The sequence below is a fragment of the Brevundimonas sp. 357 genome (assembly GCF_003938605.1).
GTDB lineage: Bacteria > Pseudomonadota > Alphaproteobacteria > Caulobacterales > Caulobacteraceae > Brevundimonas.
The window spans coordinates 21,075-45,645 of the sequence record NZ_RHWX01000017.1 but is presented as its reverse complement, the minus strand read 5'-3'; the positions used below and the strand labels follow the sequence as shown (position 1 = coordinate 45,645).

The 24,571-nt window shown below is 57.4% G+C and carries 19 protein-coding genes; 5 read left to right on the top strand and 14 right to left on the bottom strand.

The window, feature by feature from the left end; all coding sequences use genetic code 11:
* Window positions 1-57 precede the first annotated feature (57 nt).
* The 4 genes from rfbC to rfbA are packed head-to-tail and all read left to right on the top strand — an operon-like array spanning window position 58 to window position 3,488.
* Window positions 58-633 (top strand): dTDP-4-dehydrorhamnose 3,5-epimerase, encoded by a 576-nt coding sequence (gene rfbC / locus EGK63_RS14345; protein WP_125902056.1) that lies wholly within the window; start codon window positions 58-60, stop codon window positions 631-633.
* A gap of 14 nt (window positions 634-647) precedes the next feature.
* The gene (gene rfbB / locus EGK63_RS14340) at window positions 648-1,706 is read left to right on the top strand and encodes a dTDP-glucose 4,6-dehydratase (protein ID WP_125902055.1); all 1,059 of its coding nucleotides are present in this window, start codon (window positions 648-650) and stop codon (window positions 1,704-1,706) included.
* Window positions 1,699-2,601 (top strand): dTDP-4-dehydrorhamnose reductase, encoded by a 903-nt coding sequence (gene rfbD / locus EGK63_RS14335; protein ID WP_125902054.1) that lies wholly within the window; start codon window positions 1,699-1,701, stop codon window positions 2,599-2,601. The genes rfbB and rfbD overlap by 8 nt, the downstream gene beginning before the upstream one ends.
* Window positions 2,598-3,488, top strand: a complete 891-nt coding sequence (gene rfbA / locus EGK63_RS14330; RefSeq protein ID WP_125902053.1) for a glucose-1-phosphate thymidylyltransferase RfbA — start codon at window positions 2,598-2,600, stop codon at window positions 3,486-3,488. The genes rfbD and rfbA overlap by 4 nt, the downstream gene beginning before the upstream one ends.
* A gap of 36 nt (window positions 3,489-3,524) precedes the next feature.
* Here rfbA and EGK63_RS17015 read toward each other — a convergent pair whose 3' ends face one another.
* From EGK63_RS17015 to putA, 13 genes are all read right to left on the bottom strand, one after another.
* The gene (locus tag EGK63_RS17015; protein WP_125902052.1) at window positions 3,525-4,256 is read right to left on the bottom strand and encodes a class I SAM-dependent methyltransferase; all 732 of its coding nucleotides are present in this window, start codon (window positions 4,254-4,256) and stop codon (window positions 3,525-3,527) included.
* 97 nt (window positions 4,257-4,353) lie between these two features.
* Window positions 4,354-5,310, bottom strand: a complete 957-nt coding sequence (locus EGK63_RS14320; RefSeq protein ID WP_207896396.1) for a hypothetical protein — start codon at window positions 5,308-5,310, stop codon at window positions 4,354-4,356.
* Between the two features lie 23 nt (window positions 5,311-5,333).
* Window positions 5,334-6,953: an HAD-IIIA family hydrolase gene (locus EGK63_RS14315; RefSeq protein WP_125902050.1), complete on the bottom strand. Its 1,620-nt coding sequence runs from the start codon at window positions 6,951-6,953 to the stop codon at window positions 5,334-5,336.
* Window positions 6,953-7,921 carry an NAD-dependent epimerase/dehydratase family protein gene (locus tag EGK63_RS14310; RefSeq protein WP_125902049.1) on the bottom strand — a complete coding sequence of 323 codons (969 nt, stop codon included), beginning with the start codon at window positions 7,919-7,921 and terminating at the stop codon, window positions 6,953-6,955. Before EGK63_RS14310 ends, EGK63_RS14315 begins: the two co-directional genes overlap by 1 nt.
* Before the next feature lie 5 nt (window positions 7,922-7,926).
* Window positions 7,927-9,891: a glycosyltransferase gene (locus EGK63_RS14305; RefSeq protein ID WP_125902048.1), complete on the bottom strand. Its 1,965-nt coding sequence runs from the start codon at window positions 9,889-9,891 to the stop codon at window positions 7,927-7,929.
* Between the two features lie 65 nt (window positions 9,892-9,956).
* Window positions 9,957-12,335: a glycosyltransferase gene (locus EGK63_RS14300; RefSeq protein WP_125902047.1), complete on the bottom strand. Its 2,379-nt coding sequence runs from the start codon at window positions 12,333-12,335 to the stop codon at window positions 9,957-9,959.
* Window positions 12,332-12,892, bottom strand: a complete 561-nt coding sequence (locus EGK63_RS14295; protein ID WP_125902046.1) for a hypothetical protein — start codon at window positions 12,890-12,892, stop codon at window positions 12,332-12,334. Before EGK63_RS14295 ends, EGK63_RS14300 begins: the two co-directional genes overlap by 4 nt.
* A gap of 228 nt (window positions 12,893-13,120) precedes the next feature.
* Window positions 13,121-13,747, bottom strand: coding sequence for an SIS domain-containing protein (locus EGK63_RS14290; protein ID WP_125902045.1), 627 nt, complete (start codon window positions 13,745-13,747; stop codon window positions 13,121-13,123).
* Between the two features lie 142 nt (window positions 13,748-13,889).
* Window positions 13,890-14,783 (bottom strand): hypothetical protein, encoded by an 894-nt coding sequence (locus EGK63_RS14285; RefSeq protein WP_125902044.1) that lies wholly within the window; start codon window positions 14,781-14,783, stop codon window positions 13,890-13,892.
* 24 nt (window positions 14,784-14,807) lie between these two features.
* On the bottom strand, window positions 14,808-15,434 hold the full coding sequence (locus EGK63_RS14280) for an ABC transporter ATP-binding protein (protein ID WP_125902043.1): 627 nt from the start codon (window positions 15,432-15,434) through the stop codon (window positions 14,808-14,810).
* Between the two features lie 50 nt (window positions 15,435-15,484).
* Window positions 15,485-16,642, bottom strand: a complete 1,158-nt coding sequence (locus tag EGK63_RS14275; RefSeq protein WP_125902042.1) for a chain-length determining protein — start codon at window positions 16,640-16,642, stop codon at window positions 15,485-15,487.
* Window positions 16,643-16,678: 36 nt separating this feature from the next.
* Window positions 16,679-17,470: an ABC transporter permease gene (locus EGK63_RS14270; RefSeq protein WP_207896394.1), complete on the bottom strand. Its 792-nt coding sequence runs from the start codon at window positions 17,468-17,470 to the stop codon at window positions 16,679-16,681.
* Between the two features lie 143 nt (window positions 17,471-17,613).
* Window positions 17,614-20,724: a bifunctional proline dehydrogenase/L-glutamate gamma-semialdehyde dehydrogenase PutA gene (gene putA, locus EGK63_RS14265; protein WP_243637703.1), complete on the bottom strand. Its 3,111-nt coding sequence runs from the start codon at window positions 20,722-20,724 to the stop codon at window positions 17,614-17,616.
* A gap of 259 nt (window positions 20,725-20,983) precedes the next feature.
* On the opposite strand from putA, the gene EGK63_RS14260 reads away from it, so the two are divergent.
* Window positions 20,984-22,066: a glycosyltransferase family 1 protein gene (locus tag EGK63_RS14260; RefSeq protein ID WP_125902040.1), complete on the top strand. Its 1,083-nt coding sequence runs from the start codon at window positions 20,984-20,986 to the stop codon at window positions 22,064-22,066.
* A gap of 1 nt (window position 22,067) precedes the next feature.
* Here EGK63_RS14260 and EGK63_RS14255 read toward each other — a convergent pair whose 3' ends face one another.
* The gene (locus tag EGK63_RS14255) at window positions 22,068-24,512 is read right to left on the bottom strand and encodes a glycosyltransferase (protein ID WP_125902039.1); all 2,445 of its coding nucleotides are present in this window, start codon (window positions 24,510-24,512) and stop codon (window positions 22,068-22,070) included.
* Window positions 24,513-24,571 lie beyond the last annotated feature (59 nt).

Sequence of the window (24,571 nt, the reverse complement as noted above, 5' to 3'; positions counted from 1 at the left end):
ACACCCCCTAAGCGTCCGACGCTCGTGCAAACAACATTTTCGATCGTGATCCCCGGCATGAAAAACTTCACTCCTGCCCTGCTTCGCGCACCGCGCTTCGGAGACGCCCGCGGCTGGTTTATGGAAACTTATTCCGAGGCTCGCGCCAGGGCTGCCGGCTTCGATGTCCACTTCGTGCAAGACAATCAATCATTCTCAGCGAATACAGGAACCATTCGGGGGCTTCACTTCCAGCGCCCTCCGCACGCGCAGGCCAAGCTGGTGAGGTGCGTACGTGGCTCCATTATGGATTATGCAGTCGATCTGCGGCGCGGCTCGCCTACCTATGGCAAATGGGTAGGGGCCAAGCTGACGGCGGAGGGAGGAGAACAACTCTTCGTACCCGTCGGTTTCGGACATGCCTTCATCACCCTCGAGCCAGACGTGGAGGTTGCCTACAAGGTGACCGATGTCTATGCGCCTGACTGCGACGGCGGCATCGTCTGGAACGATCAGACCATCAACATCGACTGGCCTCTGCCAGCCTCAGGGGCCATTTTGTCCGACAAGGACAAAATCCTACCTACCCTAGCCGAGTTCGACAGCCCCTTTGAGTATGATGGCCAGCCGCTCGAGCCGCTGGCTGCACTCTGACTGAGAGAAACCCGATGCGTATCCTGGTTACCGGCGGCGCCGGCTTTATCGGCTCGGCCCTGGTGCGCCGCCTGATTGAACACACTGATCATGATGTGCTGGTCTTCGACAAGCTCACCTATGCGGGTGTACTGAGTTCATTGGAGCCGGTGGCGCACGATCGCCGCTACAGCTTCGTCCAGGCCGACATTTGCGATGCCGACGCGGTGTCGCGTGCTCTGCGCGAATTCAAACCCGATATCATCGCCCACCTTGCAGCCGAGAGCCATGTCGACCGTTCGATCGACGGCCCCGGCGCCTTTATCCAGACGAATATGGTCGGCACCTTCGTCATGTTGAACCAGGCCCTAGGCTACTGGCAGAGCCTGCCTGAAGCACAGAAGGCTGCTTTCCGCTTCCACCACATATCGACTGACGAGGTCTTTGGCTCTCTGGGCGAAGACGGCTTTTTCACCGAGACGACGGCCTATGATCCTCGTTCCCCCTATTCGGCCTCCAAGGCAGGCTCGGACCATCTGGTTCGAGCGTGGGGCCACACCTATGGCTTGCCGGTGCTGGTGACCAACTGCTCCAACAACTACGGCCCCTATCATTTCCCCGAGAAACTGATCCCGCTGATCATCATTCGAGCTTTGAACGGCGAGCCGCTGCCAGTCTACGGTGACGGTTCCAACGTGCGTGACTGGCTGTTCGTCGATGATCACGCCCGCGCGCTCCAGGCCGTGTTCGAGACCGGCACGCCCGGCGAGACCTACAACGTCGGCGGCAACGCCGAGCGCAAGAACATCGAGGTGGTGACGGCCATCTGCGCCATCCTGGACCGACTGCGCCCCAGGACCGATGGCAAGGCTTACGCCGATCAGATCACTTATGTCACCGACCGCCCCGGCCACGACCATCGCTACGCCATCGACGCATCCAAGATCAGCGCCGCCTTGGACTGGGCCCCGTCGGTGACATTCGAACAAGGCATCGAACAGACCGTCGCCTGGTACCTCGGAAACCAGAGCTGGTGGCAGGATATCCTCGACGCCCGCTATTCAACCCAGCGCTTGGGCGTGGCCCGTGGCTGATCCGGTTCACATCCTGATCACAGGCGGGGCCGGCCAGGTCGGGCTGGAGTTGCAGGCCGCCATTTGGCCCAAGGAGGTCGTGATCCATGCCCCAAGGCGGGCGGAACTGGATCTTGGCGACATCGCTTCGGTGCAGGCCGCCTTCGCCAGGACTCCGTTCGCCGCCGTGATCAACTCAGGCGCCTATACCGCCGTTGACAAGGCCGAGACGGAGGTCGCCGCCGCCTTCGCCGCCAACGCCATGGGCCCTGCCGTGCTGGCAGAAGTCACCCGCAAGGCGGGCGTCCCGCTGGTTCAGGTCTCGACAGATTATGTATTCGATGGGTCGAAAGATGCTCTCTACAAAGAGGGCGACGCCGTCGGCCCGCTAGGAGTCTATGGCGCCTCCAAGCTGGCTGGCGAACTGGCTGTGCGCAGCGGCAATCCGCGCTCAATTGTACTGCGCACGGCCTGGGTCTTGAGCATCCACCGGGCCAACTTCCTGAAAACCATGCTTCGTCTCGCCGCCGAGCGGTCGACCCTACGCATCGTCGATGACCAGCACGGCTGCCCTACATCGGCGCGCGACATCGCAGAGGCGTTAAAGACCATCACCTTGAAGATGATCGCTGACACGGACGCGCCAACCGGCATCTATCATTTCGTCAATGCCGGTGAGACCAGTTGGGCCGGCCTTGCGCAGGAAATCTTCTCTTTTAGCGCCTCGACCGGCGGACCGTCCGCTGCTGTCGAGGGCATCCCCTCAGCCGACTACCCAACACCAGCGCGTCGCCCATCGAACTCGCGCCTGTCTACCGAGAAACTGACCCGCGATTATGCGATCGCTCCCCGCCCCTGGCAAACCGCCGTCTACGAAATCATCACCGAACTGAATGCTAAAGGGACCGTCGCATGAAGGGCATCATCCTGGCCGGAGGATCCGGCACGCGCCTGCATCCGATGACCCTGGTCACGTCGAAACAGTTGATGCCGGTTTATGACAAACCGATGATCTACTATCCGCTTTCGACCTTGATGCTGGCGGGCATCCGCGAGGTGCTGATCATTTCGACGCCGCGAGACGTACCTAGTTTCCAAACACTTCTGGGAGACGGCTCGCAATGGGGCATGGAGATTCAGTACGCAGCCCAACCCAGTCCCGACGGCCTGGCTCAAGCCTACATCATCGGCGCGGACTTTGTCGGTAACAATCCGTCAGCCCTAATTCTCGGCGACAACATCTACCACGGCCATGGCATAACGGATCTGTTCACCAGCGCCATGAGCCGACCGGACAGCGCAACAGTGTTCGCCTATCACGTCAATGATCCCGAGCGATACGGGGTAGTCGCTTTCGATGAGCAGATGCGCGCCATTTCGATTGAAGAGAAACCATCGAATCCACGGTCGAATTGGGCCGTCACAGGTCTCTATTTTTACGATTCCGACGTGGTCGAAATTGCTCGCGACCTCAAACCTTCACCGCGTGGCGAATTGGAAATCACGGACGTCAATCGCATCTATCTTGAGCGCGGCAAGCTCTCGGTTGAGATCATGGGCCGCGGCTACGCCTGGCTCGACACGGGCACGCCAGATAGCCTTCTAGAGGCGGCGGAATTCGTTCGTGTTCTCGAAAAACGCCAAGGCTTCAAGATCGCCTGCCCCGAGGAAGTCGCCTTCCAGAAGGGCTTTATCAATGCCGCCAAACTCGAAGAACTAGCCGACAAGCTCGGAAAAAGCACTTATGGCGCGTACCTTCGGGGCATCATCTCTCTAACGGTTAGAACCGCTGGCGACGCCTGACCGGAAGACGAAAAAGGGGCCTCACGGCCCCTTTTTTTACACCCCAGATCGCATCAAGGCATCAAGACGCAAAAGAGGAAGCGGGCCCGCGGGCAGGCCCTCCGGAACAGGTAGCCATGCAGGATCACGCGTGAAGGGAGCTCCGTTCCGGATCTTCCTTGCTATGGTGCACCCCATAGGCACCGGCGAATCGACGGCTGGAACTCTGCTGGTTCGGGGCGTTTCGAAGGTCATCACCTCAAAACGAGGGCTATCGTAGAGATGCTTTGCCGTCCGGCCTACGCCGTCGAAAAAGAGGCTATCGTGCATAATAATGTACCCTCCCTCTCGGACCTGGGGCTCTAGTGTCGCCAGCTCCCAACTCGACTGCTCATAGGTATGGATTGAATCTATACAGAGGACATCGATCTCAAGGCCAGCCAACTTGGGAGCAGCCTCCTGAGTCGTCATCTGCAAGAACTCAATATATTGCTCCAAGTCAGAATCACGCCAGTAGTGATCTAGGCTCCACGGATCTATCGAATAGACCTTAGCATCCTGCACACCCGAGTCCCTCAGGGCGGCCGCTATGTAACAAGTCGACAGACCGAAATATACACCCGTCTCAACAACAGTTTTTGGCTTTATGCACTTGAGCAAGCCATTCCACATCTCGAGGGTTTCGACTTCGGTGTGACAAGGATCAAGAGATCCATCTTCTCGCCGATAGCAGCCAGAGGCTGCATCGTACGCCGCGATTACGGAAAGTACGCGTCCTGGAAGATTCATAGTTTCACCCCAAGCAGCCAAACAAAACCCAACGCCACAACTTAGCGTGAGCCTAATCAACCGAGACACATGGCGTCAACGCAAAGGTCGCCAGCCTTCATCCCGGATTATAAAATAGAATCCTGCTTCCGAGCGGCTCGAAACCGAAATCGATCTGCCTCAATCCGACCGCCCGCGCGATCGCTTCGTGACGATCAACGGGCGCATAGAACATCAGGAAGCCGCCAGCTCCGGCGCCCAGAAGCTTACCGCCTAACGCACCAGCCTTGATCGCGGCGTCGTACCAGCCGTCGATCTGCTCCGAACTGATGCTCTCTGTAAGAGACTTCTTGAGAATCCAGTTCTCGTGCAGGATCTCGCCGAGCGAATCGATCTGTCCACGAGCAAACTCGTCTCGGAGATGATAGGTCAGATCCACCATCCGCTTAAGCACGGCCTGCTTTCGTACGTCGCTTTCAGCCTCTTCGGACTGCTTCTGCAATATCCCCGACGCGCTTCGGGTGATGCCCGTATAGAAGACGATGATGCGTCGTTCGATCATGTCGCGATCCTCACGATTCATGATGATTGGCGACACCCGGACGCTGTCATCTTCGTTGAATTCGATAAGGTTCAGCCCGCCAAAAGCCGCAGCATACTGATCCTGCTTGCCGATCGGTTCACCGCATCGGTCAATTTCGACTTCGCAGCTCCGTCGCCCCAGCTCATCTGCGGACGTATGGTTGCCTTGGTAGGCTGAGACAGCCTGGATCAAACCTACCGTAAACGAGCTCGACGATCCGAGACCCGTACCACGAGCAGGAATATCAGCGGTCGTCGTTACTTCGACACCACCCTTCAAGCCTAACATTTCAAAGGTAGCGTGGACCAGCCGATGCTCGACCTGAGCCAGGTTATCGACTTCCTCGACCTTCGAATACGCTAGGCGAATTCCACCATCGAATTTTGGATTAACGCTGACATAGATGTACTTATTGATCGCAGTGCTCAGTACCGCTCCTCCGTGACGACGATAGTAGCTGGGAAGATCACTTCCACCGCCAACGAAACTCATGCGGAGAGGCGTTCTACTGATAATCACGAAGGCAGGCTTTCTATCATGTCTGTCAGACGTATCCGCTGGATCCGCCGTCGCGTATTCGGTGGCGCGGCATCAGCAGGCCAATTCAAGATGAAGATCCAATCCGCCTCAGGTCCATCCTGCGCCTCCAGTCGATCTGCAAGCGAAGGCTCAAGACCGCGCTTGCGCCCTGACATATGAGTAACAGCAACCTTGCCGGACGACTGCAGTTCATTTCGAAGCACCCCAGCTAGCCCAACGGCTTCAGCCTCATCCACAAGAAGGATATCGCCTGGGCGAACGTTTGCCACATATGCCGCCGCTTCCCGGATGAGCACAGGATATCGATCGACAATAAAATCAGCTGCGGCGGCAAAATCAGCCACCTCCACGTCAAAATCGTCTCCCGCTTCCCCGTCGCGCCCGCCTTCCCCAGTCTGCACCAACATGGACAGAAGACCGGCTCGCCGCGCCATACCCATGTCTCGGCTGCTGTCCCCCACCATCCAACTGCGATGCCGGTCGATATTGACCTCAGCGATCGCCGCCTCGACCATCCCAGGCTCCGGCTTGCGGCAGTCACACGCAATCTTGAGCGTAGCGACCTCGCCCGAATAGCCTCCATCGGGATGGTGCGGGCAGACGAATATTCGGTCCAAATAGGCCCCGGATTCAGAAAGCAACGCCTCCAACCGTCCGTGGATTTTGTCAAGCGTCTCCACATCACATTCACCCCGTGCAATAACGGGCTGATTTGTAACCAGAACGGTGCGCGCGCCTATGTCATTTAGACGGCGTAGAGCCGCAGAAGTCCCAGGGATCAACTTAATGGCTTCCGGCGTAGCTATATGGCCGGCAAGCTGATTAAGAGTTCCATCGCGGTCAATAAATACGGCGCGTTGCGGTCGACGCCGGCTCGCCCCCTCGACCAGTCCTGACAAGAGGTGGCGCTCCACCTTGTCCAGCCGGGACGGCGTGCCGAGATCCTTAATGTATTCCGCGCTGACATAGCCCAGGAGACGCTGGCCCGCCTCGATCATCATCGGAAACAGATCGTGCCCGAAATCACTGGGGACCTGAATATCCTGCCAGCGAAGAAGCGCCTTACGCTCCACCACATAGAAGGCAGCGTTTACAAGATTACGACGGTATGCATCGACCGGGTGCGGGTGAGCATGGAAAGCACTGACAAATCCTTCGGCATCGAGCGCGACCAGGTCCGAGTCAGCGGGATGGTCGTTTGGGTGCAACAACAAGGTTGCTTCCGCATCAGCGGCGACGTGAGCAGCAACCATATGTGACACATCTATATCGAATAAAGTGTCGCCATAGATGATTAGCGATCTTGGCTGCAGAAGATCAAGACAGGCGAGAACGGCCCCAGCAGTTCCCCGCGGCTCGCCATCATCTACAATCTGAACTTTGGCGGAAAACTTGTTCGCCGAGAAAAAATCCCGAATCTGGTCCGCTGCGTGGTTCACCAGGACGACGACATCATCGACACCGTGAGCTTCAAGCATACGCACCTGACGCTCGAGCAGCGGCACTCCGCACACCTCCACCAGAGGCTTGGGTTTACCAGCCAAGCGCTCCGCCAACCGGGTCCCCTTGCCCCCTGCTAGAATGACCGCCTGCATTATGCGACCAGCGTTTCGGCTGCGAACTGCTTGGCAATTTCACTTACAGCTCGACGAACCGCCTCCTCAGATCCGAGGCGAGGGCGCCACCCCGTCGATTGAAGGCGAGCGCACGAGTAGCGGAACCTCGGCACGTCGCCCACCCAACCTCGCGCGCCCTCGCCATAGTGGATAACCGCGTCAGGAGCCACGTAGTCACGCACCGTCTCAGCGATCCAGCGGACCGTAACGCCGTCATCAGACGGACCGATATTGTAGACGAGGTAGCGTCCCTCGAGGCTGGCGATATGCAGCATCCCATCGACCAAATCCTCAACATGAAGATAGGCCTTTTGCTGGGTGCCGTTCCCGAGGACATCAAGACTGCCGGGCGTCCCTCGCAGCTTAATCATGAAATCCATAATCACCCCATGCGTCGCCGGAACGCCGATCACATTTGGAAAGCGAAAGATGTCCGCGCGAGGCAAGTAGGCTTCCACAGCCGCCCGGATTTGCACCTCGGATGCCAGCTTCATCGCGCCATAGTTGGAAATCGGATGAAGGGGACCGATGTCCTCAAAAATCTCCCGATCGCCGAGATCGCCATAAATGGCGGAACTCGATGCAAAGTGCAGCGATGGCACATCGTGGGCCTTCATCGCCGCCAAGGTGGCGACAGTAGTCAAGAAGGTTCGCTCGATATCAATCGTTGGGTCTTCAATACCAGCCGGAATGTCCGAATTGGCCGCGAGGTGCCAAACGTCGGTTATGGCGCCCAACTGACCAAACAAAGCGATCATGGCGCCGCTGTCGCTGCAATCGATGACATGAAACGCAAAGTCTGGATGGCTCTGGAATTCCGCGATCGCCTCTCGCCGTCCACGAGACAAGTCATCGAGTGCGACAACTGTGTCCCCCGCAGCCAACAAGCGCCGAGCGAGTGTGACGGCGATGAAGCCCGCGCCACCAGTAATGACATGTCTACGCATAGCGATCACGCTCCCAACTTTCGATAGCGACGCATCTTAGCAGCCTTGCGGCTTAGTTCACGCAGACGAGACCAAGCCGCAGGTGGCGCAGAAACCCGCCCGCTATCGCAATGGCGTGAATGGGGATCATAGACGATGCGATACCCTCTCAGCACCAGTTCGGCACTGTAGGCCGCGCCAGCCGCGTCGCCGAACGCATAGAATTTGATGCCCCCGGTCTCCATCAATGTGAGGCGCCGCGTCGCCATCATCTGGGAAGATATGGCATCAACGTTCGACGCGACCTGTCCAACGAACCAATGCGCAGGCTCGCTATCGAAACGGCCGCCGGCAATCGTCGCATACTCGCCCGCCGCGTCGACAAACATTCCGCCGCTCACCACCTGGAGCCAAGGATCCAGAACCTTGCCGCCAACGGCGCCGATTGCATCGTCCATTACAGCGTAGCCCGCAAGACGGGACACCCAGTCGATGCCCATATACTGGGCCGTCGTGGTTGAAAACGCGACAACCTCAGCAGTCAAGGAGCGCACAAAGTCGAGCATGGCAGCGTCGCTCTCGATGGCTACGCCGACTGTGCCAGGCTCCGCCTTCGCCAATGACACAACATGCAACTCGACCGACGGCCCCAGCAGCGGCTCGAATCGCGCGCGTATGCTCGCCTCATCGTCACCAACCCCTCGTGTGATAAGCACTAGCGCCACGCTAGGCGACGGCCCGGTGAACTCGATCTGGAACACCCCTGTGCGGGAGTTCCTGTATCTAACCGGCCAGGTCTGCTTGGCCTCAACCCCGATTTGTCCAAGGTGACGATCGTAGACCTGCATCAACAAGCCTTCGATACCCTGCTTGGCTTCAGTACTAAGCGCCACCGAGGTGCGATGCGCCCGCCAGAGATAGACCGGCTTCGGCAGATATTTCACCCGAGCGCCCGCCGCAGCCAACGTGCAGGTAACCCCAAGATCCTGCACGTTGTTTATTTCATTCTTCAACCCACCGAGCGAGCGAAGCAGGCTCGTTCTCACGACCTTGAAGTGGACAACATAGTTGGTAGACAGCAAGAATTCAGGCGACCATTCCGGCTTGTGAGTAAAGTGTTTGGGATAACCATCCTCATCAACCATGACATGGTCAGTATAGATGAAATCTAGCGCTGCATCATCCCGTAGGCAGTGTACAACTTCCGACAGCGCGTTTGGAGTTAGCAGATCGTCATGATCGAGGAAGCTGACAAACTCACCAGTCGCCAACGCCAACGCAGCGTCCGAAGCACCAGCGATTCCAACGTTCTTATCAAGACGGACAGCCTTGATACGCGGGTCATGAGACCGCGCCACCTCATCAAATATAGCGATCGTGGCCGGAGATGACGAGCCATCATCCGCCATGCAAATCTCCCAGTTCACATAGGTCTGAGCAAAGACAGACTGCAGCATTTCGCGGAAGAAACGTGGCGGCGTATTGTAAATGGGGATGATGATCGAAATTTTTGGTGAAAAGCGCGCCTCGTCCACTCGAGCCAGCCTTTCTGCAGGCGTGGCCGAGCGCGTAAGGAAGCGGGCAATCTCGCCCGGATCCACAATGGATAGCTCCTCGAACTTGCTTCCCGCGAATAATCCGGAAATCGCAAGGGTATCGATAGCGTTCGCCTGATCGCTCACAGGCGGGCTGGGCTTACGCCCCTCACGTTCGCCATGCTCGATATAGTGGAGCAGCGCATTCATTCCGCTTGCCGCCACATCGGGATTGCTTGTCAGATAATAGCGCGTGCTGAAATCAGGGCCAGGATCACGACCTTCCCCTCCCCCATGCCGGAGGTAGTGCAACGCGGGGTCGGCGCCAGCCTGGACGACATCATGATATCGCTTCAGGTACCAGGCAGCGTCGAACAGCTTGCTTTCCCGGATGATACGAGCCCGCAGAGCATCGGCCGAAGGGCGCGGCTTAGCGCGCTTTTTGAAGGGTGCCATGACTTGTCTGTCGTCCGTTTTAGCCGTCCACCCGCATCACCGACGATGAGCGGGTTGTTGAATATTTAGCTGGCGATCGCAGGAGACGCGCTTGTCGCGCGACGAAGAGCGTGATCGTCCCAAGCTTGCACCCGTTTCATCAGCAAGCCCTCGATACGACGCCCGACCCCTTCCTCTTCAGGGAAGGTCGCGGCAAAGGCCAGCCCACGTTCCGACCGCTCCTTGAGATCGTCAGAATTTGAAATGAACGCCGCTATCTCCTGCGCCATTTTCAGAGGATCGGGATCGACCAGGCGAGCGAGATCAAAGCCGTTATCATAGTTCGTCTCATTCCCCGGCCGGGCGAGATCGACAACCGGCAGCCCACACGCCATCATTTCATAGGGAACCAGGCTGGGGTTGGTCGTCGAGAAGGCCAGACCAATCGTCGCCTCATTGTAGAGCTTCGCAAGGTCGTGCGGACCAGGAAGCATCCCCAGCTGCAGGACCGGGAAGTCTACAGGGCGCTGATGAGATGAGCCGAAGAAGACGATTTCAATGTCGGGTCGGAGCTTATGGAACGCGCGGAGCGCCTGCACGCCGAGCTCGTAGCACCGACGCGGCATCTCCGGTTTCGCAAAGAATATAACCCGATCTTTCCGCCGATCAGCACTTCGATTGAAATAAATCTCCCTATCAATGGGGAACTGGAAATGATCCGCCTCTCCGCCGTAGGCATTCCTAAGGAAATGCTCGCACCATATACCTGATGTTACCGCGTAATATCCCTTCCGATAGGTATTTTCGGCCATGACATACTCTGACCCCATAGAATAAAAATAGGGTTCAAAGTCCTGAACGAAATAAACAATCTCACCTATGCGGTCAGAAAACCTCTCGGCATGAGCCACGGTCGTCCAGTGCGTAGCGAACACAATATCGCTAGGAGGCAAGTCCTCGCCGAGCAGACCAACGTACCCATCGAAAGGATAAAAATGCTCTCGAACCTGCTCCCTAACGACCTCTCCGCTATCGGCGGAGTCGATGAAGTGAAGACTGACTCGATGACCCAATTTCTCCAAGTGATAGGCACATCGAATAATATTTCTATGTCCACCGCCACCAATAATAAGGCCCGGCACAATCCACGATATCGTCAAAGGTCGACCCGATGCCGGCGAGATCGGCATCCGTGACGAGGTTCGGCGCGCAAGAGGCGGCAAGGCCCTAACTTGAGCGGAATTGCTCAGAGGCTTCGAGGCCATCTGAAGCACATATTCCTCAGGACGAGGGTCGACAAAACCAAAACCTGCGTCAATCAGATCAGCAATCAACGGCTTGGTTGTTACGTGACGCTTCACGCCATCATGCAAAAGCACGAGATGGCCAGCCTGCCAGAAAAACCCTGATCGATCTCGGTCTATAGGCGGCAACGCACTTTTACCCATCTTTTTATCGATCACACGCGCGTACGCTTCAGATAGTCGATCAGCGTACTGGGATATACCTCGCGTCTCCACGACTACCTTGCGAGCCGCCGCACCACAGCGCTTCCTGTTTGCGTGATGAGCGAAATACTCGAGACCCTCAAACCATCCAGCTTGAGTGTCTTCCGTAAGATACCCATCCACCTCATGGCGGACACTCGCGTACACTCGACTATTGTTGAATATAGCCGGAACGCCAAGAGAGGCAAAATCTAAGAATTTTATATCCGATTTTATAAGATGTTGATCTGTGTCGTCTAATGGAACAGCAGCAACATTTACACCACGTGCCGCAAGCAAGTCCAAAAAGGCAGAACGATTATCAATAAAGCCATCAACAATGCTGACTGCCTCAGGGAAACGAGCATGCATGGCCGTCATCTCGGCATCAACACTGCCAAAAAACGTAATTTTATATTTTAAATCTTCAATAGCTTGAGACAAAGCCTTGAAGAATGAAGCTTTAGAATCGCCGAGCTTAAAATAATCCGTATTCACTACGGCAAGATGCGGATCGCCCCCAACGTTGACCTCCGGCTTATCGAGCCCATAATTGCTTATCACAACTATGTTTTCGTTTCGACCAATCATCTCCTTAGCTAAGGGATTCGTCGAACAAACAACTAAATCCGCCATAGACAGTACAGATTCAATGTTTCTTATATGGCCTTCAGACATTACCATACCCGAAGCCTTGGGTAGATCGAGAAGATTGTCGTCCGTCTCATATACGATTGGAACGCCACGCTCCTTGGCGGCTTCGACTATTTTGAGGGTAGAATCCCCAAGCCAACGCTGCACCACGAGGAGGTCCGCTCTACCCGCAACGACCTCAGCACCAGCCTCATACACCGGCATGACATTGTAATTCTGAGTGACCAGTCCGATCGGGTCGAGGAACCGCACGTAATAAGACGGGATCCGGCCAGAGTCGGAAACCAGCACAACATGGTGTTTAGGATCGAGTTTGTTGCTCATGGTTTCGTGCCCATTGTGGCGAGAAGAGCCGACACCCCCCCTTCATGGAGAGGGCTCCCATCGGCGAATAGCGACCTCTCGGCCGCTTCGATCTCAAACATCGGCAAATGAGCCGACCGCAGGCGCTCAAGCGCGCCGAGACTGGTGATGTGACGCAGATACAGTCCGTCCATCAGGTAGACATGTGAGCCACAGGAAACAATCGCCGGAGCGTGTAGCGACAGGTCGCTCACACGGCGAAGGACCGCGACATTGAGTTCGCCGTGTCGCGTCAGCACCTCAAGAGTAAGAACCGCCTCGCAAGAGAGCGCAGCATTCACGACGTCCAGGATAAAGGAGCGGAAAGAAGATGCCGCCTCGTCGCCTCCCCCCGGATCGCAACGTTGTTGGCTGATAACCGCCTCACGGTATCGACCGTCGCGTACAGGCAGGAGCAGCGCGCCACCCGGCTTCAACACCCTAGCAGCCGCCAAGAGCCGCGCGGGAACGTCCACCTGCTTGAGACCCACCTCCCAGTCGATGACATAGTCGATGGATTTATCCGTGACGATGGACAATTCGCCACTTTCATCGACAACATCGACTGGAGATAACGCCGCTTCTCTCCAGGTTGGATTCTCCAATCGCAATTGCGTGAGATCACACCTGTCAACAAAACACACGTCCGCGCTTGGCGGCAATGCACTCCATCGATCCCGCGCGCCCACAACCAGGCCGCGACCGACTACGTATACGTCAATACTCACGCATCCCCCGTCCGCATGATTTGGCCGTGACGACACTCGTCAGAATTTGATCTGACCGAGGATCGCACCATCTTCCAGATGCGAGTGACGAAGGTATTGCGCCAGAATATGCATGAGAGACTGGTGCACGTCCTCAACAAGACCGTAGTTCTGTGAAGCGACATGCAGGCTCACATCGGCAAGCGCCGAAGCTCGCCCTCCATCAAAGCCCGTCATGGCGATCGTGGAAACACTCATCGCCCGCGCCATCTCCAAAACATTGACGATGTTCGGTGAACTACCGGACGAGCTAATCGCCACGAGAACATCCCCCGAGCGAGCCAACGATTCGAGCTGGAACGAAAAAATGTCCTGGTAGCCGATATCGTTACCGATCGCTGTAATCGTCTCAATCGTACTGGAGAGACTATGTACACGCGGACGCAGTGTGCTGTTAAACCGCACACCCTTCATGCAGTCGCAGACAAGATGATTGGCGATCGCAGCAGAACCGCCATTGCCGCATGAGAAAATCATGCCGCCTCTACCGGAGCAATTCGCGAGAAGCTGCGCAGCATCGTCCAGCGCGCCACCGTCCACCGTCGCCGCAGCATCCGCCAAAAATTTAAAATACTCCTTGGCGTAGCCCCCCGCGTCCTCGTAGCGGCAATCTGGGAAAAAACTCACTGCTTCAAACTCCAGCCATCAGTTAGGCGGTGTCTTAGCCACAGTTTCCGTCACGCACAATCATCTCTCGACATGTCGAACACCAACACTACGCAGATTGGGACTTTCCCAATCTGCAGCGGATATCGTCACGGCATCGCGCCTATCTCTGAATGGCGCCGGGATCCTCGATCATCTTAACGTCCACCCTCAAAAGCTTGAAGATTCCGCCGATGCAACCGTTCATAAGCTCAACAATAATCTCGGCAAATCCGACTTCCCGCCACTCTTGCACCAGAACCGCCTGATACAATCCCGCCAACTTCGGTCGCGCCCGAACGGAAACAAATTGCTCCGGAGGCCCCCACTCTATGCGCAGGTCATTGCCAGAACCCAACTCGTCAAGCGAGAACTGGATCGTGACCTCCCAACGACCAGGAGTGAGGGTAAAATACGGCCCCTTGACCAGAGCCCGCGGGGGGCCAGCCATATCAATCGGCGCAGCCGCGTCGATCGGGTCTCCCCGGTAGGAAAGAGCTGTAAGAAAGCCAGGATCCCACGCAGTGCCATGGCCAGCCGAGGGTAAACCACGCCGAAACAACTCTGCAACTTTAGCAACATGTCGCCCCTCTTGGCGACCATCATCCCTTCCAAGCGTCGGGGGACGGATGAAAACACCGGGAAATAGCTCGATATCCGTCGCGTCAAGGGCCGATTTTTCAACAACTTCGTCCGTCACGTAGACATCTGCGGGCCAAGTGAGCGCGGCGGCGTACTCAGCGGTCATGTTGCGAATGCCAGCCAGATCGTTCGGGTTGATTGCACAGCCCCAATCGGCCGCAGTCGCCGCTATTACTGCTCGATTTGCACCTGAAGCCGGCGTGAGATGCGATGGCTGGTACGCAACAAAAACACGTCTATCCCAGGCCTCGTCTTGTACCGGCGGCTCATCTCCAACGAGTACAAGCTCAAGCCCGCAGCGTTTCATTGCTGCATCCAGCTGAACAAGCCATTCAGCGTTCAGCGCTGAGTGAGCAAGAAGAATACAGCGCTGCATAAGATTATCGCCTAGCCAGGAAAGTCAACTCGCCCTTAGCCATCTATAGATGTCGAGCGCTTCATCTATATTATTAAAAACCTTGGCGCGACCGCCCTCTATAAGAAGAGCGCGATCACACTGCTCACGAACGAGCTCCTCACTGTGAGACGCCAACATGTAGGCTCTCTGCTGCCGCCTATCGAAGAGCTCGTCTCGGCATTTCTGCTGAAACCGCGCGTCCCCAACAGCGACAACCTCGTCAACAAGATAGCAGTCAAACTCAATTGCAAGCGACAAGCCAAAGGCAAGTCTAGCTCTCATACCTGATGAATAATGCTTCACCGGTCGATAAAGAGCTCTCCCCAGTTCAGCAAAATCGTCGACATGATCACGTAGCTCAGCATAAGGCTTGTCATACAGTCGAGCGATGAATCTAATATTGTCGACTCCAGTCAAGCTACCTTGGAACCCTCCCCCGAAACCGATGGGCCAGGACGAGGTCATACTCCAATGAAGTCGCCCCTCGGATGGCGACATCACCCCGCCAAGGATACGGATCAAAGTGGATTTTCCTTGTCCATTCCGCCCCAGAATGGCGAGCCTCCCTCCCCGGGCGAGGTCAAACTCCAAGCCAGAAAAGACCGGTCGGGACGCAGAGCGATAGGTCATACCCAGACCCTCAACTCTAAGCCCGGGAGCTTCGGGTGACGAATGCGACATCAATCCTGCCTGTGTTCGCGAACACCCGACCAGATCAACCAGCCAAGACCATAGGCAAACAGCGTAGACACCAAAACCGAGAGAATGGAAAACCAACGGCGAGGCTTCGACGACGCCTCAGGAAGGCTCGGCTCAACGATGCGCTCCAAGTAAAGCTTCTTCTGACCTGCCGACTGTTCGGCTGCAAGCAATGCAGCAGAAGCGCTGGCCAACTCACGACTAGCGAGTTCCCGATTAAATACCAAACGCTCATAGGCTCCGACCTGCGGCGCCAGAGATTCCGCTCCGCCGGTCATACGTTCCTGGGCGCCAGCGATCTGCTTTTCCAAACCGGCAATCCTGCCATCCAGGGCCCCGAGTTGGGGGCTTTGCGGAGCCTCGCGCGCTATCTGATCACGTTCAGCACGCAATTGCGCAACTGAAGCCATCAGACTGCCGACCACCTGACTGGTGGGATTCAATGTGGTCGCTGGATCAATAAAACGCTCCTCACTACGGAACGCCGTCATGCTATTCTGAGCCTCGGCAAGACGCTCAGTCGCACGCACCTGAGCCTGACGTGCAGCTTCCACCGCATCATTCGTCGCACGCTCATTAAGCCGATTTACGAGCGCCTCACCGCTCTCTAGCAAAGCTGTCGCCAGATCTCGTGCATCTGCAGACCTGAAAGCTTGAACACGAATCGTGCTTATGCCTGTCGTCGAATCATATCCAACAGTCACATACCGCCGCATAGCCTTTTGAAGAGCGTCTGCATTGGCGGCCTCGCCGAAGCGCGGATATCCAGACAGGATATCCAGACCGCGCGGAGCATAAATTTTCGCGAGATCATAGTTTTGCTTGAGGTTGCGAATGCTGTCTGAAGACGTCGCATACTCATGAACCGCAAAAGTTTCGACCTGCGCTGGCGCTAAACCGACCCCCTGCAAGGCGGCGCCGATGGCGCCCGGCCCCCCAGATTGAGCAGTGCGAACGACAAACCGCGCCTCTGACACATAGCGCGGCGTAACAATCAGCAGGTAGTAAATCGCCGCCAGGAGCGTGGGGACGACCACAACAATGATAAAGGCGATGGGAAGCCGTGCCCAAATCGTGGGCTTGGCTCGCGGAGCCTGCCCCGCCGAGGGACCAAGATACTCGAGGCGGGACTGGGTCATTTCAGTTCCATAAAGCTAAAAAAATCCACGGCCATCTTACTCAATATCAACACGATCACGGGCGTCCGACACCAAAAGAAGCCCAAAAACATTAAGCACGATGCCCCAGCAAAAGACATACACGGGGTTATAGTGAGTTTCTACGAACTCGCCAAAAACGCCCGCCCGGATCATTTCAATCGCATGCGGAAAGGGGATCAAGAGATACAAATCTCGATATTGGCTCGGAATCCATGAAACCATGAAAAACGCCCCAGAGATCGGGATAAGAAGATAGGTCAGCAGCGGGGTTATGCGCTCAGCAATTTCTGACCTTAGGGAAACACCTGCCATAACAAGTCCCGTGCCGCAACTTACGAGCGCCATAAGACCCCACCCCGAATAAAGTAAAAGAATATCTTTAGGCAAACCAACCTGGTTAATGATGATCAGGACAATATATACAAACAAGAAAGCCCCAGTAGCACCCCAGAATTCCAACGCTATCCTGGAAAAAAATAGGTGAAACACCTTCACCTTACCGTGATACAAAATTCCTATATTTCCTTGGATGGTGCCCTGCAGGTAGCTAATCTGATGTCGAAGCAACAGAAGTGACATATATCCAGTCATTAAGAATGGACCTACGCGGATTCCATGTTCATAGCTTGGCTTGATAATTGACCACATGATCAACACGCCGCCACAGAACATCAGCGGCTCACCTATGAGCCACAGGAAACCCAAACCCTCTCGCCCAAACCGAGTAACCATCTCACGCATCATCAACGCCCTGATGATGCTGAACTGCCTTGAAATCGACCCCAATGACATACTCGGCATGCTCATAAATAGCCTCAGCGAAAAATGGCGTGCCGCTGCCTAGCACGCCCAAAGACGGAACGTACAGGCAGCCGACCTGGAAACTTCACGAGTCCGAATTAGGGCTTTCTCAATTATCTAGCGCGGCCTCAGGATCAGACCCTCGATATTTACAAATTCAACAGCGCAGGATCGCCGCCCTGGGCGGCGATGTTGATGCTGATGGCCTTTTCGGCGGCGTAGCGGATGAGGCTGTTGGGGCCGCCCGCCTTGGGACCGGTGCCGCTGAGGCCTTCGCCGCCGAACGGTTGCACGCCGACCACCGCGCCGATGATGGAACGGTTGACGTAGACGTTGCCCGCCGGGACCAGCTCCATCACTTCCTTGGCGAAGGCGTCGATGCGGCTGTGGACGCCCAGCGTCAGGCCGAAGCCGCGCGCCGCCAGCTTGCCCGCGACCTTTTCCAGATCCTTCGGCTCATAACGGTAGACGTGCAGGATCGGGCCGAAGACTTCGCGCTCGAGGAAGTCCGGGGTCGGGATCTCGGCGATGGTCGGGGCGAACAGGTCGCCCTTGTCGGCGCCGGCCGGCAGTTCGGCGCGGGCGATGATCTTGGCTTCCTTGGACAGGCGCTCGACGTGGGCTTCCAGGTTGGCGCGGCTTTCGGCGTCGATCACCGGGCCGATGTCGGTCCTGGCGTCGGTCGGGTCGCCGAGCACCTGGGCCGCCAGGGCGCCCTTCAGGCCCTCGATCAGGGCGTCGGCCGAATCCTTGGGCGCATAGAGGACGCGCAGGGCCGAGCAACGCTGACCGGCCGAACCGAAAGCCGACAGAATGACGTCGTCGATGATTTGTTCCTTCAGCGCCGTGGTGTCGACGAACATGCCGTTCAGACCGCCCGTCTCGGCGATGAAGGGGATGATGGCGCCCGGACGCGCGGCCAGGCCGCGGTTGATGCTCGAGGCGGTGTCGGTGCCGCCGGTAAAGGCGACGCCGTCGATGCCCGGGTGGCCGGTCAGGGCCACGCCGACGGTCTCGCCGCGGCCGGGGACCAGAGCCAGCAGGTCGGGGTTCAGACCGGCCTTGTAGTAGAGGCGCACGGCTTCGGCGGCGATCAGCGGCGTCTGCTCGGCGGGCTTGGCCACCACGGCGTTGCCGGCGGCGAGGGCGGCGGCGATCTGGCCGGTGAAGATGGCCAGCGGGAAGTTCCACGGGCTGATGCAGGCGAAGACGCCGCGGCCATGCAGGACCAGTTCGTTCGTCTCGCCGGTCGGGCCCTTCAGGGTCTGGCGGCCGCCGAAATCGCGCTCGGCCAGCAGGGCGTAGTAGCGGCAGAAGTCAGCGGCTTCGCGCACCTCGGCCACGCCGTCGTTCAGCGTCTTGCCCGCTTCACGCGACAGCAGGGCGACCAGACGATCGAGGTCGGCTTCCAGGGCGTCGGCCATGGCGCGCAGGACGGGCGCGCGGCCTGCGCCGCCCAGACGGTCCCAGGCGAGCTGAGCATTGGCGGCGGCGTTGACGGCGGCGTCGACGTCCTCGACCGAGGCTTCCGACACGTGGCCCAGGATGCGGGTGCGGTCGTAGGGGTTGGTGACGTCCTGCGGATTCACGCCGGCGCGCAGCTTGCCGCCGATGATCGGGCCGGCGGTCAGCTTCTCGCTGTCGACGCGCTCCAGGGCGGCCGCATGGCGCTCACGGTCGGTCGCCTGCGAATAGTCGCGGCCGAGGGAGTTCTGACGGTCACCGTAGATGTTCATGGGTACAGGGATCTTCGGATGGCGGTCGGGCTGAGCCTCGACCGAGGTGATGGGATCGGCGGCCACGTCGGCCGCAGGCACGCGTTCGTCCAGCAGGGCGTGGACGAAGGAGGAGTTGGCGCCGTTTTCCAGCAGGCGGCGCACCAGGTAGGGCAGCAGTTCTTCGTGGCCGCCGACGGGAGCGTAGGCGCGCACGACCACGTCGCCCCACTCGGCCTTAGCCCCGTCATAGAGGGCCTCGCCCATGCCGTGCAGGCGCTGGAACTCGATGGTCACGCCGCGATCGGCGGCCATGCGATGCACCGCGGCCAGGGTGTGGGCGTTGTGGGTGGCGAACTGGCAGAAGATGTGGGGAGAGGCCTCGATCAACGCCTTGGCGCAGACGAGATAGTTCAGGTCGGTCGCCGGCTTGGTCGTGAAGACCGGATAGTCGGTGCGGCCGTTGACCTGGGCCAGCTTGATCTCGGTGTCCCAATAGGCGCCCTTGACCAGACGCACCATCAGGCGGCGGCCCGAGGACTTGGCCAGTTCGGCCAGCTTGGCCACCGTCTCGGTCGTGCGCTTCTGATAAGCCTGAACGGCGAGACCAAGTCCCTGCCAGTCGCCCAGCGCCGGTTCGCGGGCCAGCCGCTCCAGCAGCTTCAGCGACAGGGCCAGACGGTCGGCCTCTTCGGCGTCGATGGTGTAGTTGATGTCGTATTTGGCGGCGATCAGCGCCAGACGCAGGATGCGGGGATACAGCTCTTCCCACACCCTGTCCTCCTGCACCGCCTGATAGCGCGGCGACAGGGCCGACAGCTTGACCGAGACGCCGTGGCCGCGCTCAGGGCCTTCGCCCTTGGCGGTCTTGCCCACGGCCTCGATGGCGTCGGCGTAGATCTTTTCATAGCGTTCGGCGTCGGCGGCGGTGCGGGCGCCCTCGCCCAGCATGTCGAAGCTGCACAGCCATTCCTCGCGGTCCGACCGCTTCAGCGCGCTCTCGATGGTGCGGCCGACGACGAACTGCTCGCCCATGATCTTCACGGCGGTGGCGACGGCCTGACGGATGACCGGCTCGCCCAGACGGCCGGCGATGCGCTTCAGGAAGCCCGGCAGGTCACTGCGGGCCTCGTCATCGACATCGACCAGTTTGCCGGTCAGCATCAGACCCCAGGTCGAGGCGTTGACGAACAGGCTGTCCGACTGGCCCAGGTGCGAGGCCCAGTCGGCCGAACCGATCTTCTCGGCGATCAGGCGGTCGCGGGTGCTCGCGTCCGGCGTGCGCAGCAAGGCCTCGGCCAGGCACATCAGGGCCAGGCCCTCGCGGGTGCCCAGGCTGAACTCCTGCAGGAAGCTTTCGACCACGCCCTGGCGCTTCTGGCTCTTGCGGGCGCTTTCGACCAGGCCGACAGCATCGTTCAGGACCGCCGCACGACCCTCAGGCGTTAGCGGTTCGGAGGCCAGCAGTTCGGCCACCACCTCACGTTCGTCCCGGTACTTGTTCCGGTCCAACTCATCCCAATGGCGAAGATCGGTCGGCGTCATGACTCTCATCCTATGAATTTCCGCGTATATGGCGGTTTCATCCGAATGTGCATCGTATGATCGTGACATTGATTGGATAGTCTTCGATCACACCTAGAGCGCGCCTGAAGAGTCGCCCTGAAACAGCCCCATCAAGCGCCGCCGTTCCCGAAGAGGTGAACGAACCGAAGCTCGCTTCCTATCATGCCGTCTCGCCTTCGTCATGCGGAGCGTCTAGAAGTTTCGCCTTCGCGAAACGGCTCAAGGCCCTATCGACTTCATGCGCATTGTACTGGTCACCGACGCCTGGGAGCCTCAGGTCAACGGCGTCGTCCGCACCCTGACCCGCACCGTGGCCGAATGCCGCGCCATGGGCCATGAGGTCGAGGTCATCGAACCCAGCCAGTTCAAGACCATCCCCTGCCCGACCTATCCCGAGATCCGCCTGGCCCTGGGCGCTGAGGAAGAGATTCGCGAACGCCTGCGCGCCTTCGAGCCCGAAGCCGTCCACATCGCCACCGAAGGCCCCCTGGGCATCGCCACGCGGCGCATCTGCGTGGAGTGGAAGCTGCCGTTCACGACCAGCTACCACACCAAATTCCCGGAATACGTCTCGGCCCGTTTCCCGATCCCGGTGCAGGTCGGCTACGCCTATATGAAGTGGTTCCACAAGCCGTCGGGCCGGCTGATGGTCGCCACCCCGACCCTGCGCGACGAACTGGTGGAGCACGGCTTCAAGAACGTCTCGCCCTGGACGCGCGGCGTGGACACCGAGCTGTTCCGACCCGACCTAGAGCCGATCTACAAGGAGATAGGCGGCGAGAACTGGCCCCGCCCCTTCTTCCTCAATGTCGGCCGGGTGGCGGTCGAGAAGAACATCGAGACCTTCCTCGGCCTGGACCTGCCCGGCACCAAGATCATCGTCGGCGACGGCCCGGCCCGCGCTGAGCTTGAGGAAAAATACCCCGACGCGAAATTCCTCGGCGCCAAGTTCGGCGAGGATCTGGCGCGCTGCTTCGCCGACGCCGACGCCTTCGTCTTCCCCAGCTGGACCGACACCTTCGGTCTGGTGATTCTGGAAGCTATGGGCACCGGCACGCCGGTCGCCGCCTATCCGGCGCACGGCCCGATCGACATCATCCCCGGCTCGGGCGCGGGCTTCATCGACGACGACCTGAAGACCGCCTGCCTGAAGTGCCTGGAGTTGGATCGCAAGGACGTCCGCGCCTATGCGGAAAAGTTCAGTTGGCGCGCCTCGGCCGAGCAGTTCATCGAGAATCTGCAGCCCTATCCCGAGCCCGCGCGCGGCCGCTTCTGGCGCCGCCTGCGCCGGGTGGCGCGGCTGCGGCGGCGCGCGGCCTAAACTACCGCAGTTTGGTGACACGCGGCGCGTGGTATTCAGACAGCGCCCCAACAGGAAGATACATCGCGCGACTCTCCCAACCAAAGAATGGATGATAAAAAGGATCGCCTTCCGAGATTACGGCCGACCATTTCTGCTTCATTCTTTCTGTATCTAGCGGGTGCTCCAACTGACGGGAGCATGTTCGCGTGGCGGATTCGTAGTGATATAATACGGCGTGGCTATCGATTAGCACCTTCTTTCCCGCCTGCTTCACTCTTAAGCATAGATCAACATCATTAAATCCAACAGGTAAGGCTTCATCAAAGCCGTTCACGGCCTTGAACGTCTCAGCGCGGATCATCAGACACGCCCCGGTAACCGCCATACAGTCCCTGACGGAAACCAACCCACTTAAGTGCCCAGGGTTCCGGCCCCCGCCGTGCATGAACGGCTCGCCTCGGTAGAGATGCTCCGCCACCCCCCCCACGCCAAGAACCACCCCGCCGTGCTGAACGCTGTCGTCAGCGTACAACAACACCGCTCCCACGATACCGACTCCATCCCGACTACAGAGCCCTCGCATACGTTCAACCCAGCCAGGCTCAATGGCCTCAATGTCGTTGTTCAAGAAAAGGACATAGTCGTACCCGTCACCGAACCGTTCGAACGCGAGATTGTTCATTTTAGAGTAATTGAATTCCCCCTCATAAATCATTGATTTAACTCTAGGGTCACAATTTTTAATAAAATTGACCACAGCAACATCAGTCGACTGGTGATCAATAATAACAATATCGAGATCATCTCCAGATGTTTTTAAGACACTTTCGATACATGGTTTAATAAGATCAATTCGGTCTTTAGTTGGCACAACAGCCAAAATCCGACCAAAATTATTTATATTGTCATTTTTAAATGTATTAAACGTTTTTCCAGGCGAAACAACCATATCACGCCCCATACGAGCGTGGTGCCGCTCAAGCGCTGCTACTGTAGCCTCAGTCACAATAGAAGCACTCTTATGCCCCGCACTACCTGGGTGAGTTCTCCAACGATAAAGAACTGCAGGAACATGAGATACAGAACACGACTCTTCTATAACACGTAACATAAAATCAACATCCATCGATATACTCATACTCTCATCAAGACCTCCTAGTTTTACAGCAATTGATCTACGTACAGACACAAAATGGACAAAATATGGGTGAGAAAGATAATAATCATATGAAAACGATGGCCGAAGAGCGAAGCCAACAACGCAGTCTCGATCCATTTCTATTATGGCTTCGTCACTGTAAATTAAATCTACTCCCGCACTGGCGGCATCTAAAATTCTGAAAACGGCATCAGGCTCAAGAATATCATCCTGATCCATGAACGCTATATAATCACCAGAAGATTCTGATATACCAACATTTGTAGCTGAAGATATTCCTGAATTTTTAGACAATCGTATGTATTTTATGTTTTCATATTTTTTTACATATTCTTGAACAAGACTGATGACGGCATCACATTCAGAACCGTCATCTACACAAACAAGCTCCCAGTTATCAGAAATCTGGGACACGACACTCTCTATAGCCTCGGAAAGCCATTCAAGATTCGCATTATAAATAGGCATAACTATACTTAGAATAATATTACCTGTTGTGACTTTGCTGTACTCAACAGAATTTTTTATTTCCGAAACTTTTTCGGCCGGCCACCTATCTATCCACATAGAAATAACATCATGCGCCGGAGGCACAAAAGGAGAATTGATTAGATCAATACCACAACGATACAATTTAACACTTATTGGGCCGTTCTCACGACTATAAAGTGGAGAGAGTGCGATTCGAAAACCTGCATTCTCGCCGCCTAAGCCCGCTGCAGAAACGTCGGGCCGCGAAACATCGGTCATTGCCCGCCCGATAACGACTCCCCCCTGACGAACCTCCACTTCCGCCGCCCCCGCGGGGAGATCAGGATCAACAGCCCATCCCGTCAGAATGCGACCATTCAAGGCATCAACACGCCCAAACATTGAGCCGCCAGCCCTTGGCGCCATGGGAGCTGTCGTGAGATCAATATGGGGGCACAAAGCTCGCACCTGGCGTCCGGCATCACCGTTACCATCCAACTGAAAACTTAGAATAAAATACCGGAACGCATCTTGGATTCGACCGTCCAGTTTCGCCAAATGACCGCGGTTCAGCCATGCTTGAGGGTTTTCCGGGCGAAACGTGACGACATGCTCATAAATCCGCTCGGCCTCTGCAAACTCACCCGCATCCTTCAGCACATTCGCCAACCTCAGCCATGTTTGCATATCTTTCGGACGCATCTTTAAATGGCGACGAAAGGCGCTGATAGCGTCGTTCCAACGACGCTCTGATGCAGCGACCCGGCCCTGAGCTCTAAGCGGAGTATCGTTTGAACCGGCAAACCAACGCGCCAGACGCTTGAACGCTTGCAACGCCCCTCTCCTTCGTACACACGAGCCTCATTCACCCGTACGCGCCATATACATCGTCG